We start from the raw sequence: 11,815 nt of genomic DNA on the forward strand, positions 1-11,815 counted from the left end.
CGACGCGCACCTGCAGATCGTCATCGCAGCCCTCGCGATCTCCCGATGGATCGAGGAAACCACAGGCTGGTCGATCCGGAGATTCGTCCAAACCCTCCGCGTCTACCGCGACGGGATCATCACCATCAACGGCCACGACATCGCCGTCGCCGTCCCCCTCGAACCCCACGCCGCCACCGCCATCGAAGCCATCAAAACCCGCGCCGCCGCGGGGCACTAGCCTGAGCCAAGTCGGGTCGAAGGGCGCCCCGAGACAGTGCCCGAACAGGCCGAAAGCCCCCAACTTTCAGTAGTTGGAGGCCTTCCAAGGGTGGACCTGAGGGGACTCGAACCCCTGACCCCCTGCATGCCATGCAGGTGCGCTACCAGCTGCGCCACAGGCCCGTTTCGTGGGTTGTCGCCGCGTGCGGCAACCCTGAAAGCTTACTACACGACCGGCGTTGCGACGAAAACGCTACGCACTACGGAAAGGTGCGAGTGTCCCGCCAGCTAGTCGGCAACGGACCGCGCGGTCGCGACGATGGGAACGATGGGGCAGTCCTTCCACAATCGCTCCAGGCCGTAGAAGACGCGCTCCTGCTCGTGGAACACATGCACGACGAGGTCACCGAAATCGAGCAGCACCCAACGCGCTTCCTGGCGGCCCTCACGCCGCAGCCGCTTGACGCCTTCGTCGAGCATCGCCTCCTCGACAGCGTCGGCGATCGCCGCGACGTTGCGCTCGCTCGATCCCGTCGCGAGCAGAAACACGTCGACGAGCGGGAGCGGATCGGAGACATCGAAAGCGAGAAGGTCCTCTGCGCCCTTGGCCTCCGCCGCGGCGGCGGCGATCTGCACGAGCTCGCGGGTGCGCTCGGCTGCTGTCATTGGAAGGCTCCCGTCATGAGAGCCACGATGAGCACGCCGGTGAGGGCGAGGGCGAGGGCGCCAGCCGTGATGACAAGTGTCAGCATCAGCCGGCTCCCCTTCTCGGGTGCAGGTGGCTTGATGATGTCGTCGGCGCTCTTGATGGTGCTGATGGCGGCACTTGCCGCGATCGGCGTCGGAGAGGACGAGGCCGGCAACTCGCTGTCGACGAGGACGGCGTCGGTCTCCTTGTTGTCTGCGACGCCGGGCATCGTGCCGGTCGCGCCGAAGGAGTCCGGCAGCGCATAACTTCCTGTGATGAGCACCTCGCCTGTCGCGGCGATCGGCGAGGTGAATGCCCCCGTCTCTGGCGTCTGCGACAGGATGAGCGCGTTAGGGGCCGCGAGCGCACCCGTCGCGCCGCTCCCCCGCCCGAGCAGTTGATCGAAGGATGCCGGGAAATCCCGCTCCGCACCTTCTCCGGCGAGCAGCCCGGCACCGAATGCAGGTGCCACAACGGCGCGCTCTTCGACTGCTGCTCCGGCCTGCGGCACGAGTGGCGGCTCGCCCACGGCATCCACGTGTTGCGATGCCGGCTCGGGTGACGGAACCGGTTCCTGAACGACGCTCTCGTCAGTGTTCGCCGCCACCGGACGAGCATCGAAGACGAGTTCCGCATCGACTGCAGCGACGGGCCCCTCTTCGGATCCCTCCACGGCGGCGGTTGCCGGAGGAGGAGCCTGCGGCGCCACGGAGGGGACATCGGCCGCACCGATCACCGGTACCGACGCCGTGCGCAGCCGCTCCTGCTGCCGTCGTGCACGTCGAGTCAGGGCCATCGCGCCAAGGTCGACGTCCTCCGCCGCGGTGGGGACATCGGCGGCAATGGGCTCCGCGGCGCGCGGAAGCGGTGCGACGACGGGCGGTGCAGGCTCGGGCGCTGGGGCGGGCTCGACGTCCGCCGGGGAGATGATGGGTGTCGATGCGGTGTTGCGCAGTTCGCGCAGCTGACGTCGTGTCAGCGGCGTGGCTTCGGGCTGGTCGGGTGTACTCATGCCTCGCTCCGATAGAGATGATGCTTCGCAATGTATTGGACGACCCCGTCGGGAACGAGATACCACACCGGTTGTCCGTCCTTCACGCGTGCACGGCAATCGGTTGACGAGATCGCCAAGGCAGGGATCTCCAGCTGGCTGACGACATGCTGGGGCAGCCCCTCGGTGGAGGTGGAAAGGACGTGGCCGGGCCGGGAGACGGCGACGAAGTGCGCGAGCGACCACAGTTCGCCGTGCTCGCGCCAGCCGAGGATCTGCGCGATCGCGTCGGCGCCGGTGATGAAGAACAACTCAGCGTCCGGACGCGCCGCCTTGAGGTCGCGCAGTGTATCGATCGTGTAGGTCGGGCCGCCGCGGTCGATATCGACACGACTGACCGTGAACCGGGGGTTGGATGCCGTGGCGATCACCGTCATGAGGTAGCGGTGCTCGCCCGTCGTGACCTGATCCTTCTGCCACGGCCGACCGGTCGGCACGAACACGACCTCATCGAGACCGAACGACTGCGCGACCTCGCTCGCGGCGACGAGGTGTCCGTGATGGATCGGGTCGAAGGTGCCACCCATCACCCCGATCCGAGGGGCGCGCGCCGAAGTCATCCCGCCGCCTCAGTGGTGGCCGTGACCCGCCTGCGCCTGGTCGACGGGGTGTGCCTTGGCATACGCCTCGGCCTTGTGGGAGTGGCGGTTGGCCACGTTGCGGTACGACATCGTAACCAGACCCAAAGCCATGAAGACGACAAAGGCGATCACGCCGAAGATGAACGTCTCCGCTTGCACGTTGCCATGATGCTCGGCCTCAGACGCTGCCAGGGCGACGATGGTGGCGAAGGTCATGCGGACTCCGTTCGTTTCAGGTGGTCTCAGTTTAGGCGGTCAGGCGCGGATCTGCCCGGCACCCCGCGCAAGCCACTTCGTGCTCGTCAGCTCCGGCAACCCCATAGGCCCGCGGGCGTGGAGCTTCTGCGTGGAGATGCCGACTTCGGCTCCGAATCCGAACTCCCCGCCGTCGGTGAAGCGCGTGGAGGCATTGGCCATGACGACCGCGGAGTCGACCTCGGCGAGGAACCTCTCGGCGCGGGCATCATCCGCGGTGATGATCGACTCGGTGTGGTGGGTCGAGTACCGACGGATGTGCGCCAGCGCCTCATCGAGGTCGTCAACGACGCGCATCGACACGTCCAGGCTCATGTACTCGGTCGACCAGTCGGCATCCGTCGCGGGCACGGCACCTGCGACCAGCGCCCGGACGGTGTCGTCGCCGTGGATCGTCACCCCGGCGTCCTGCAGCGCCGCCGCCACGGGAGGGATCAGCCGCTCGGCGGCGTCACGCAGCACGAGCACGGTCTCGACGGCGTTGCACACGCTCGGGCGCTGCGCCTTTGCGTTGACGACGATGTGCTCCGCCCACTCGAGCGGCGCTGTCGAGTCGAGCACGATGTGCACGACCCCGGCGCCCGTCTCGATGACGGGCACGGCCGACTGGGTGACGACGGTCTCGATCAGCCCCGCACTCCCCCGCGGCACGAGAACGTCGACCAGTCCCCGAGCCTGCATCAGCGCGTGGGCGCCGTCACGGCCGAAATCATCGACGGTCTGAATCGCTTCGGGATCGATACCGCGCGCGGCCAGCGCGTCCCTCATGACCGCCACGAGGGTCGCGTTGGTGGATTGCGCCGCCGTGCCGCCGCGCAGGACCACGGTGTTGCCAGCGCGCAGAGCGAGTGCCGCGATGTCGACCGTCACGTTGGGACGAGCCTCGTAGATCGACCCCACGACGCCGAACGGCACCGAGACCTTCTGCAGCCGGACGCCGTTCAGCAACGTCCGCTCCTCGAGCACACGACCGACGGGATCGGGCAGAGCCGCGACGTCGCGCACCGCTGCCGCAAGTGCTGCGACACGGGCGGCATCGAGTCGCAACCGGTCGAGCAGTCCCGCAGAGAGGCCTGTCTCCCGGCCGCGCGCCAGATCATCGGCGTTGGCGGCGACGATCTCGGACGTCGCCGCGTCGATCGCGTCGGCGATGGCCCGCAGCGCGTCGGCCTTCTCGGCATCCGTCAACAGTGCAACGCTGCGCGCGGCCTCATGGGCACGCTCCAGGCGCTCCTGCGCGGTCGCGGCGATGGTCGTGGTCATCCGGCCAGTCTACCGAGTGGGCTCGTCCAAGGGATGCTGACTGCGCCTACGACTTGCCGGATGCCGCCGCAACCGCGGGCCCGAGACCACCAATCGCGGCAAGTCGGTGCGCGCACCGCGGCGATGCAGTTCGGGCGCGCGGCGGCGTCAGGCCTTCGTGCGCACCGGTGTGGTCGCTGATGTCGGCACGACATCCGGATTCGGCGCGAACCACGTGCCGATCGGCGCACCGGACAGCGCGTGATCGACGAGGTCGGCGCTGGTGACGAGCACACCGATGCCGGATGCCGCCGCAAGCCGCGCCGCGGACGCCTTCGTCGCTGCGCCCCCCGTGCCGACGCTGTTGACGACCGTCGCCCCGAACTCGAATCGGCTGAGGTCGTCGCCGTACGCGACCGTGTCTATGGGCCGGGCGCCGGGCTCGGAGGGCGGGCGCGTGTACAGGGCCTCGATGTCGCTGAGCAGCACCAGCGCGTCGGCGCCGATGAGCCCCGCGACGAGCGCGGCGAGGCGATCGTTGTCGCCGAATCGGATCTCGTGAGTCGCAACGGTGTCGTTCTCGTTGACGATCGGGAGGATCCGCAGAGCCAGCAGTCGCTCCATGGCGCGACGCGCGTTGGAGCGATGGGTCGTGTTCTCGAGGTCACCGGCCGTGAGCAGCACCTGCCCCGCGACGATCTGGAAGGGTCGCAACGCACCCTGATACCGGTAGATCAGGACATTCTGGCCGACGGCCGCCGCCGCCTGCTGCGTGGCGAGGTCGACGGGTCGCTCGTCGAGCGACAGGTAGGGCATGCCGGTCGCGATCGCTCCGGACGAGACCAGCACGACCTCGGTACCCCGCGCGTGCGCGGCGGCGAGTCCCTCGACGATCGTCTGGATCTTGTGGACGTTCTCACCACTGATAGATGACGAACCGACCTTGACCACGACACGCCGGGCTCCCGCGAGCTCGCTCCTGCTCTGCACGCTCACTCCTCTCCGTCGTCATTCCAGCCGTCTGCATCGGCAACGTGAACGCCGCGCCGCTCGGCCTCGAGCTCGGCGCGCGCATCTGCCTTGGCGTCCATACGCTCGTGGTAGCGCTCACGGCGCTGCGAAGTCGTGCGGCGGGTGCTCAGGTCGAGGCGGGGGTCGGTGCCGCGCGGCGCGGTCATGAGCTCCGCGGCGGAGGACAGCGAAGGATGCCAGTCGAACACGATCCCGTCGCCGGAACCGATCACGACGGTGGAACCGGCGACCGCCCCGGCGCGGTACAGCTCGTCCTCGACACCCAGCTTCTCCAGCCGGTCGGCAAGGAAGCCGACCGCCTCTTCGTTCTGGAAGTCGGTCTGCTGCACCCACCGGACGGGCTTGTCACCGAGGATGCGGTACACGCTGCCGTAGGTGCCGCCCTCAACGCGAATCTCGAAGTCGCGCTCCGCGCCACGCGGGCGGATGACGATGCGCTCCGCGGCGGGTGCCGCAGCCTGCTCGGCGCGGTGGCGGGCGACGATGTCGCCCAGCGCGAAGGTGAGGGGGCGCAGACCCTCATGACTGACGGTGGAGATCTCAAAGACGCGGAAGCCGCGCTCCTCGAGGTCGCCACGTACGAGTTCGGCGAGGTCTTTCGCTTCGGGGACGTCCACCTTGTTCAACGCCACCAACTGCGGACGATCGAGCAGCGGCACCTGACCGTCGGGCACCGGGTAGTTCGCGAGCTCCTCGAGGATGACCTCGAGATCGCTCAGCGGGTCGCGACCGGGTTCGAGCGTCGCGCAGTCGAGCACGTGGACGAGAGCCGTGCAGCGCTCGACGTGGCGGAGGAACTCCAGACCGAGGCCTTTGCCCTCGCTGGCCCCCTCGATCAAGCCCGGCACATCGGCGACGGTGAAGCGAGTCTCTCCTGCCTGCACGACACCGAGATTCGGGTGCAGCGTCGTGAACGGGTAATCGGCGATCTTGGGGCGCGCCGCCGAGATCGCGGCGATGAGACTCGACTTGCCGGCGGAGGGGAAGCCCACGAGGGCCACGTCAGCGACGGTCTTCAGCTCCAGCTGGACGTCGCCCTCCCACCCGGGCGTGCCGAGCAGGGCGAAGCCAGGAGCCTTGCGTTTGGGGTTCGCGAGCGCGGCGTTTCCCAGGCCGCCCTGGCCGCCGGGGGCGACCACGAAACGAGTGCCGGGGACGACCAGGTCCGCGAGGGTCTCGCCGTCGGCATCCTTCACAACGGTGCCGACCGGGACGGGAAGCTCGAGGCCCTCCCCCGCGGCGCCCGACCGATTATCGCCCATGCCGAAGCCGCCGTTGCCGGCGGAGCGGTGCGGCGAGTGGTGGTAGGAGAGAAGCGTCGTCACCTGCGGGTCAGCGACGAGCACGACGTCGCCGCCGTGGCCGCCGTTGCCGCCATCGGGGCCGGCGAGCGGCTTGAACTTCTCGCGGCGCACCGACACGCAGCCGTTCCCGCCGCGGCCGGCGCGCAGGTGGAGCGTCACCCGGTCGACGAACGTCACCATATCGGTCTCCTGACGAGAGGGCTTTTCAGGGGGCTGCCGCGCCGTGGGGCGAGAAAGTCCGCCCCGGGGATGCGAGACTTTCGAATTAGCAGTGAGGGGCGAGCCGAAGCCCGCCCCTCACCAACGATGAACCGCTGCGGTTCCTGAGCTTGCGGTCACTCCGTCGCCGCGACGATGTTGACAACCTTGCGGCCGCCCTTGCTGCCGAACTCGACAGCGCCCGAGGCGAGCGCGAACAGCGTGTCGTCGCCGCCGCGGCCCACGTTCACACCCGGGTGGAAGTGCGTGCCGCGCTGACGGACGATGATCTCGCCGGCGCTGACGGTCTGACCGCCGAAGCGCTTCACGCCCAGTCGCTGCGCGTTGGAGTCACGGCCGTTGCGGGTGGAGCTTGCGCCCTTCTTGTGTGCCATGTCTGCGTCTCCCTGGCTTACTTGATACCGGTGATCTTGACGCGCGTGAGGTCCTGACGGTGACCCTGGCGCTTCTTGTAACCGGTCTTGTTCTTGAACTTCTGGATCACGATCTTCGGGCCGCGCTCCTCACCGAGAACCTCGGCGGTCACGGTCACCTTCGCGAGCCCTGCGGCGTCGGTCGTCACAGTGTCGCCGTCGACGAACAGCACGGCGGGCAACTCGAGCTCGTCGCCGATCTTCGCCTGCTGACGGTCGAGAACCACGATCGTGCCGACCTCCACCTTCTCCTGCCGGCCGCCGGCGCGCACAACTGCGTAAACCACTTCACACCTGTTTTTCTTCTGCGGAGCACACAGCTCCGGCTGTCTTCATGGGACGAGCACGCCCCGAAAGTCCTGCTCGGTTCTCGATGCGGAGGCGGAACTCGACGCACCAAGGTTCTACTTTACCGGATGCCGCGGCCATCGGCAAAAGCATGCGGAGCGCGTGTCGGGGCGCGACCTAGACTCTCGACATGGCCATCCTCGTCGACGATCCGCGGTGGCCCGCTCACGGCCGCCTGTGGGCGCATCTGATCAGCGACACCGACCTGGGCGAACTCCACGCGTTCGCCGAGGCGGGCGGCATCCCCCGGCGCGCCTTCGACCTCGACCACTACGACGTGCCGGAGGAGGCCGTGCCCCGGCTCATCGCGGCCGGGGCACAGCACGTGACGGGGCACGAGCTCGTCCGGCGCCTCATCGCCTCCGGGCTCCGCGTGAGAGCGCGGGAGCGGGGCCGGCACTAGGAGTCGTGCGCGAGGAGTCCGCGGGCTAGGAGTCCGTGCGCTCCGGTGTCGCGGAGACCGGCGTACCGCTGAGCGCCGCCGTCGTCACGCGACGGCGGCCGCGCCCCTGACCGGGCGCCTTGGGTTCCGGCAAGGCGTTGAGGACGGAGTCGAGGAGGAGATCCTTCTCGGTCTTCTCCCCTGAGCCGACACCGTCTGCGCGCTTCTTGCGCGGCTTCTTCGGGCGATCGAGGCGATCGGAGTGTTCGATGATCGGCTCCGGCGCGACGATGACGGCCGGCGCACTCTCCACAGGTGCGGGCTCGGCGGCGGGCGTCTCCTGGGCATGGATGGTGGATGCCGCGATCTGCGCGAGCGCAGACTTCGCGCCCTCTGTGATGACATGCGTGCCACCGTTGCCGTTCGCGCCGCTGGGGACGCTCTGCCGCGGGCGTCGGCCGCCGGTCGACTGCTGCTGCACTCCGCGGTGTTTCACGACCGGATCGTGATGGACGATGACACCGCGACCGGCGCACACCTCGCACGGCTCACTGAAGGTCTCGAGCAGCCCCAGGCCGAGTTTCTTGCGTGTCATCTGCACGAGCCCGAGAGAGGTGACCTCGGCGACCTGGTGCTTCGTGCGATCGCGGCTGAGGCACTCGACGAGGCGACGCAGCACGAGGTCACGGTTTGACTCCAGCACCATATCGATGAAGTCCACGACGATGATTCCGCCGATGTCGCGTAGGCGGAGCTGCCGGACGATCTCTTCCGCGGCCTCGAGGTTGTTCTTGGTGACGGTCTCCTCCAGGTTGCCTCCGGAGCCGACGAACTTGCCGGTGTTGACGTCGACGACGGTCATCGCCTCGGTGCGGTCGATCACGAGCGAGCCGCCCGAGGGCAGCCAGACCTTGCGGTCCAGCGCCTTCTCGATCTGCTCCGTCACCCGGAAGCGATCGAAGGGATCCTGCTCCTCTTCGTACTTCTCGATGCGGTCGAGCAGATCGGGGGCGACGCCGGCGAGGTACGCGGCGATCGTCTGGTGCGCATCCTCGCCCTGGATGAGCATCTTCGAGAAGTCCTCGTTGAACACGTCGCGAACGATCTTGACGAGCAGATCGGGCTCGGAGTGCAGGAGCGTCGGCGCCGGCACCGTCTCGACCTGACCGGCGATGTGCTCCCACTGGCTGGTGAGCCGCTGCACGTCGCGAGTCAGCTGCTCCTCGGTCGCACCTTCCGCGGCGGTGCGGACGATGACGCCGCTCGACTCGGGCAGCACCTCCTTGAGGATGCGCTTCAGCCGTGCGCGCTCGGTGTCGGGAAGCTTGCGCGAGATCCCGTTCATCGCACCGCCGGGCACATACACCAGGTAACGGCCGGGCAGCGAGATCTGGCTCGTCAATCGCGCACCCTTGTGCCCGACCGGATCCTTCGTCACCTGGACGAGCACCCGGTCGCCGCTCTTGAGCGCCAGTTCGATGCGCCGCGGCTGGTTGCCCGTCTCCACGGCATCCCAGTCCACCTCACCGGAGTACAGGACGGCATTGCGGCCACGGCCGATGTCGACGAACGCCGCCTCCATCGACGGCAGCACGTTCTGCACGCGGCCGAGGTAGACATTGCCGATCAGCGAGGACTCCTGGCTGCGGGCGACGTAGTGCTCGACGAGGACATCGTCCTCGAGGACGGCGATCTGGATGCGGCCGTTCTTGGAACGGACGATCATCACACGGTCCACGGCTTCGCGGCGCGCGAGGAACTCGGCCTCGGTCACCACGGTGCGTCGGCGCCCGGCCTCGCGACCGTCCCTGCGACGCTGCTTCTTCGCCTCGAGCCGCGTCGAACCCTTGATGCGCTGGGGCTCGGTGATGAGCTCGACGGCGCGACGCCGTGGCGCGTTCTGGCCGCCCTGTCCCGCCGAGTTCGAGTCGTCGGTGTCGGATGCCGCGGCACTGCCGCCGCGACGACGATTGCGCCGGCGCGAACTCGACGCGTTCTGACCGAAGGCGTCATCCTGGTCGTCGCGGTCCTCGGGGGCAGCGCCCGGCCGCGCAGGCAGCGGCGTGACCTCGGGCGCGTAGAAGACGAGCTGAGTCGACACGGACGAGACGAACTCGGCCGGAAGCAGACCAAGACTCACCGCCGTGGCCGGTTCCTCGGGAACCGCCACCACAGCGACGATCTCGGCGACGTCGAGGGCAGCTGGCGCTGCGGCGAGATCCACCTCGGCATCCGCCGAGACGACATCCGCCGAGAGCTCGATCTGCACGTCGTCGATGGTCTCGACGCCCGGCTCCTCGGTATCGTTCGGCGTCAGTGTGTGCTCTTCGTGGGTGTCAGCGGGCTGTTGGTTGTGCTCATCGGCCATCTCTGGCTTACTCCTAGCCGACGGCTCCGCGGGCCGTCTGGCGAAATCTGGCGGCGCCACCCAGGTTCTGGGGAGCCGCGAACTCACTCGGTCTGCAACCTCACCCGCTCCCTGGCGGGGCTCGTGCTGCGAAGGGCGTTCATCGCCCGAAGTCTGCGGCGATGCCGTTCGCGGCGCGGCCGCGGAGCATCGGCCACCATTATCGCACTTTCACCCGATGACTGTGCGGAGGCGACGTCACCGGATCGTCCAGGGGCGCACAGATGCGGATGGGATAATCGCGTTCATGCCGGATCGCACGATCGCCGCCCGCCCCTTCGTCTTGGCCGTCTGGCTCGTCGTCGCGGGCGTCATCGGATGGATCGCCGCCTTCGCGCTGACGCTCGAGAAGTTCCATGCCTATGCCGAGCCTGGAGTCGCGGCCTCGTGCGACTTCAGCATCGTCGTGCAGTGCACCGCGAACCTGAACTCGCCGCAGGGCAGCGTGTTCGGGTTCCCGAACCCGATCCTGGGACTCACCGGCTGGGTCCCGCCGATCGTCGTGGGAATGGCCGTGCTCGCGGGAGCGCGCTTCGCACGATGGTTCTGGTGGGCGTTCTTCCTCGGGATCACGTTCGCGTTCGGGTTCGTGCTGTGGCTCATCTCCCAGAGCATCTACGTGCTCGGCACGCTGTGCCCGTGGTGCATGGTCACGTGGCTCATCACGATCCCGACCTTCTACGCGGTCGCCGTCCACCTGCTCCGCTCGGGCGTGGTCTCAGGTTCCCCGCGGGTCCGGTCGGTGGGCGTCGCGCTTGCGCCATGGGTACCGCTCATGGCACTCGGGACCTACGGAATCGTCCTGCTGCTCGCGCAGCTGCGCCTGAACGCGATCCCGCAGCTCATCGACGTGTGGTTGTGAGTCGAGGGTCTAGAACCAGATCGCGAGCTCACGCGCGGCGGACTCGGGGCTGTCGCTGCCGTGGACGAGGTTCTGCTGCACCTTGACGCCCCAATCGCGTCCGAGGTCGCCCCGGATCGTCCCGGGCGCCGCCGTCGTCGGGTCGGTCGTGCCGGCGAGGGAACGGAAGCCCTCGATCACCCGGTTCCCCGCGAGGCGGATGGCGACAGAAGGTCCGGACAGCATGAACTCGATCAGCGGCTCGAAGAAGGGCTTGCCGACGTGCTCGGCGTAGTGCTGCTCGAGCAGGTCACGGTCGGCCTCGACGAGCTTGATGTCCACGAGCGTGTAGCCCTTGGCTTCGATGCGCGCGAGGATCGCTCCGGTGAGGCCGCGCGCCACCCCGTCGGGCTTGACCAGGACGAGCGTCTCTTCGGTGGGCATGTCAGTCTCCATTCGTCGCGTGCGGTGGGGTCATCTCGTTCGGCGGGGTGCGCTGCGCATTGCGACGGTCCAGCGCTCCACCCTTGATCGTTGCATACGCGTAGATGGCACCGAAAAGCAGGCCGACGATGGCGATCGCCGGTACGACGAACCCGCCGAGCACGACGATGACCTGCCACGCCCACCCCAGCGCGATCCCCCAGCGGTACCGCACGACCGCCGTTGTCGCGATCATGAGCACGGCAGCAGCGGCGCCGACGACGATGCCCCACCACTGCGGAATCGCTTCCGGCAGCGCGGCGAGGCCGTAGGCGGCCAGCCCGCCGAGGAACACGATCACCGATTCGAACCCGAGCACGATCTGCGCGAGCGACTCCTGGGCGCCGCGGGCGCGGCGCGCGCGGCGC

14 protein-coding genes, 1 tRNA gene and 1 pseudogene are annotated in these 11,815 nt (G+C 68.4%); 3 read left to right on the forward strand and 13 right to left on the reverse strand.

All coding sequences use genetic code 11. The features are described from left to right. Positions 1-220 (forward strand): annotated as a pseudogene (locus tag WBP48_RS12400) (IS1634 family transposase); the annotation flags it as partial. A gap of 91 nt (positions 221-311) precedes the next feature. Here the strand turns inward: WBP48_RS12400 and WBP48_RS12405 are convergent. From WBP48_RS12405 to rplU, 10 genes are all read right to left on the reverse strand, one after another. Continuing rightward, a tRNA-Ala gene (locus WBP48_RS12405) sits at positions 312-384 on the reverse strand. Positions 385-489: 105 nt separating this feature from the next. Next, positions 490-867 (reverse strand): ribosome silencing factor, encoded by a 378-nt coding sequence (gene rsfS / locus WBP48_RS12410; RefSeq protein WP_424440867.1) that lies wholly within the window; start codon positions 865-867, stop codon positions 490-492. Then, positions 864-1,901 (reverse strand): hypothetical protein, encoded by a 1,038-nt coding sequence (locus tag WBP48_RS12415; protein ID WP_424440869.1) that lies wholly within the window; start codon positions 1,899-1,901, stop codon positions 864-866. Before WBP48_RS12415 ends, rsfS begins: the two co-directional genes overlap by 4 nt. After that, positions 1,898-2,500: a nicotinate-nucleotide adenylyltransferase gene (nadD, locus tag WBP48_RS12420; RefSeq protein WP_424440871.1), complete on the reverse strand. Its 603-nt coding sequence runs from the start codon at positions 2,498-2,500 to the stop codon at positions 1,898-1,900. Before nadD ends, WBP48_RS12415 begins: the two co-directional genes overlap by 4 nt. Positions 2,501-2,509: 9 nt before the next feature. Further along, positions 2,510-2,737 (reverse strand): hypothetical protein, encoded by a 228-nt coding sequence (locus tag WBP48_RS12425; RefSeq protein ID WP_424440873.1) that lies wholly within the window; start codon positions 2,735-2,737, stop codon positions 2,510-2,512. Between the two features lie 39 nt (positions 2,738-2,776). Further along, complete coding sequence (locus WBP48_RS12430; protein WP_424440875.1) at positions 2,777-4,039, reverse strand: glutamate-5-semialdehyde dehydrogenase; 1,263 nt, start codon at positions 4,037-4,039, stop codon at positions 2,777-2,779. A 147-nt stretch (positions 4,040-4,186) separates the two neighbouring features. Further along, positions 4,187-5,014 carry a glutamate 5-kinase gene (gene proB, locus WBP48_RS12435; RefSeq protein WP_424440877.1) on the reverse strand — a complete coding sequence of 276 codons (828 nt, stop codon included), beginning with the start codon at positions 5,012-5,014 and terminating at the stop codon, positions 4,187-4,189. Further along, positions 5,011-6,534 carry a GTPase ObgE gene (gene obgE, locus WBP48_RS12440; RefSeq protein WP_424440879.1) on the reverse strand — a complete coding sequence of 508 codons (1,524 nt, stop codon included), beginning with the start codon at positions 6,532-6,534 and terminating at the stop codon, positions 5,011-5,013. Before obgE ends, proB begins: the two co-directional genes overlap by 4 nt. A gap of 155 nt (positions 6,535-6,689) precedes the next feature. After that, complete coding sequence (rpmA, locus tag WBP48_RS12445; protein WP_424440881.1) at positions 6,690-6,947, reverse strand: 50S ribosomal protein L27; 258 nt, start codon at positions 6,945-6,947, stop codon at positions 6,690-6,692. A 17-nt stretch (positions 6,948-6,964) separates the two neighbouring features. Further along, the gene (rplU, locus tag WBP48_RS12450) at positions 6,965-7,273 is read right to left on the reverse strand and encodes a 50S ribosomal protein L21 (RefSeq protein ID WP_424440883.1); all 309 of its coding nucleotides are present in this window, start codon (positions 7,271-7,273) and stop codon (positions 6,965-6,967) included. A 191-nt stretch (positions 7,274-7,464) separates the two neighbouring features. Between rplU and WBP48_RS12455 the strand changes: the two genes are divergently transcribed. Further along, positions 7,465-7,737 carry a DUF4031 domain-containing protein gene (locus tag WBP48_RS12455; protein WP_424440885.1) on the forward strand — a complete coding sequence of 91 codons (273 nt, stop codon included), beginning with the start codon at positions 7,465-7,467 and terminating at the stop codon, positions 7,735-7,737. A 25-nt stretch (positions 7,738-7,762) separates the two neighbouring features. Here the strand turns inward: WBP48_RS12455 and WBP48_RS12460 are convergent, their stop codons facing one another. Continuing rightward, positions 7,763-10,084 (reverse strand): Rne/Rng family ribonuclease, encoded by a 2,322-nt coding sequence (locus WBP48_RS12460; protein ID WP_424440887.1) that lies wholly within the window; start codon positions 10,082-10,084, stop codon positions 7,763-7,765. 286 nt (positions 10,085-10,370) lie between these two features. On the opposite strand from WBP48_RS12460, the gene WBP48_RS12465 reads away from it, so the two are divergent. Beyond that, positions 10,371-10,985 carry a vitamin K epoxide reductase family protein gene (locus tag WBP48_RS12465; RefSeq protein WP_424440889.1) on the forward strand — a complete coding sequence of 205 codons (615 nt, stop codon included), beginning with the start codon at positions 10,371-10,373 and terminating at the stop codon, positions 10,983-10,985. Positions 10,986-10,994: 9 nt separating this feature from the next. Here the strand turns inward: WBP48_RS12465 and ndk are convergent, their stop codons facing one another. Both ndk and WBP48_RS12475 read right to left on the reverse strand, forming a co-directional pair. Continuing rightward, a complete protein-coding gene (gene ndk, locus WBP48_RS12470; protein ID WP_424440891.1) occupies positions 10,995-11,408 on the reverse strand; it encodes a nucleoside-diphosphate kinase in 414 nt (137 codons plus the stop codon). Position 11,409: 1 nt separating this feature from the next. Continuing rightward, the coding region (locus tag WBP48_RS12475) for a DUF4233 domain-containing protein (protein WP_424440893.1) at positions 11,410-11,815 on the reverse strand (406 nt) is incomplete at its 5' end.

Source organism: Microbacterium sp. (assembly GCF_049661145.1).
GTDB lineage: Bacteria > Actinomycetota > Actinomycetes > Actinomycetales > Microbacteriaceae > Microbacterium.

What these genes read in the sequence shown, in the direction of transcription:
- rpmA (WP_424440881.1), bottom strand. Translation starts at nt 6,947, where the DNA reads ATGGCACACAAGAAGGGCGCAAGCTCCACCCGCAACGGCCGTGACTCC.
- WBP48_RS12455 (WP_424440885.1), top strand. Translation starts at nt 7,465, where the DNA reads ATGGCCATCCTCGTCGACGATCCGCGGTGGCCCGCTCACGGCCGCCTG.
- WBP48_RS12465 (WP_424440889.1), top strand. Translation starts at nt 10,371, where the DNA reads ATGCCGGATCGCACGATCGCCGCCCGCCCCTTCGTCTTGGCCGTCTGG.
- WBP48_RS12430 (WP_424440875.1), bottom strand. Translation starts at nt 4,039, where the DNA reads ATGACCACGACCATCGCCGCGACCGCGCAGGAGCGCCTGGAGCGTGCC.
- WBP48_RS12425 (WP_424440873.1), bottom strand. Translation starts at nt 2,737, where the DNA reads ATGACCTTCGCCACCATCGTCGCCCTGGCAGCGTCTGAGGCCGAGCAT.
- WBP48_RS12415 (WP_424440869.1), bottom strand. Translation starts at nt 1,901, where the DNA reads ATGAGTACACCCGACCAGCCCGAAGCCACGCCGCTGACACGACGTCAG.
- rsfS (WP_424440867.1), bottom strand. Translation starts at nt 867, where the DNA reads ATGACAGCAGCCGAGCGCACCCGCGAGCTCGTGCAGATCGCCGCCGCC.
- WBP48_RS12460 (WP_424440887.1), bottom strand. Translation starts at nt 10,084, where the DNA reads ATGGCCGATGAGCACAACCAACAGCCCGCTGACACCCACGAAGAGCAC.
- obgE (WP_424440879.1), bottom strand. Translation starts at nt 6,534, where the DNA reads ATGGTGACGTTCGTCGACCGGGTGACGCTCCACCTGCGCGCCGGCCGC.
- nadD (WP_424440871.1), bottom strand. Translation starts at nt 2,500, where the DNA reads ATGACTTCGGCGCGCGCCCCTCGGATCGGGGTGATGGGTGGCACCTTC.
- ndk (WP_424440891.1), bottom strand. Translation starts at nt 11,408, where the DNA reads ATGCCCACCGAAGAGACGCTCGTCCTGGTCAAGCCCGACGGGGTGGCG.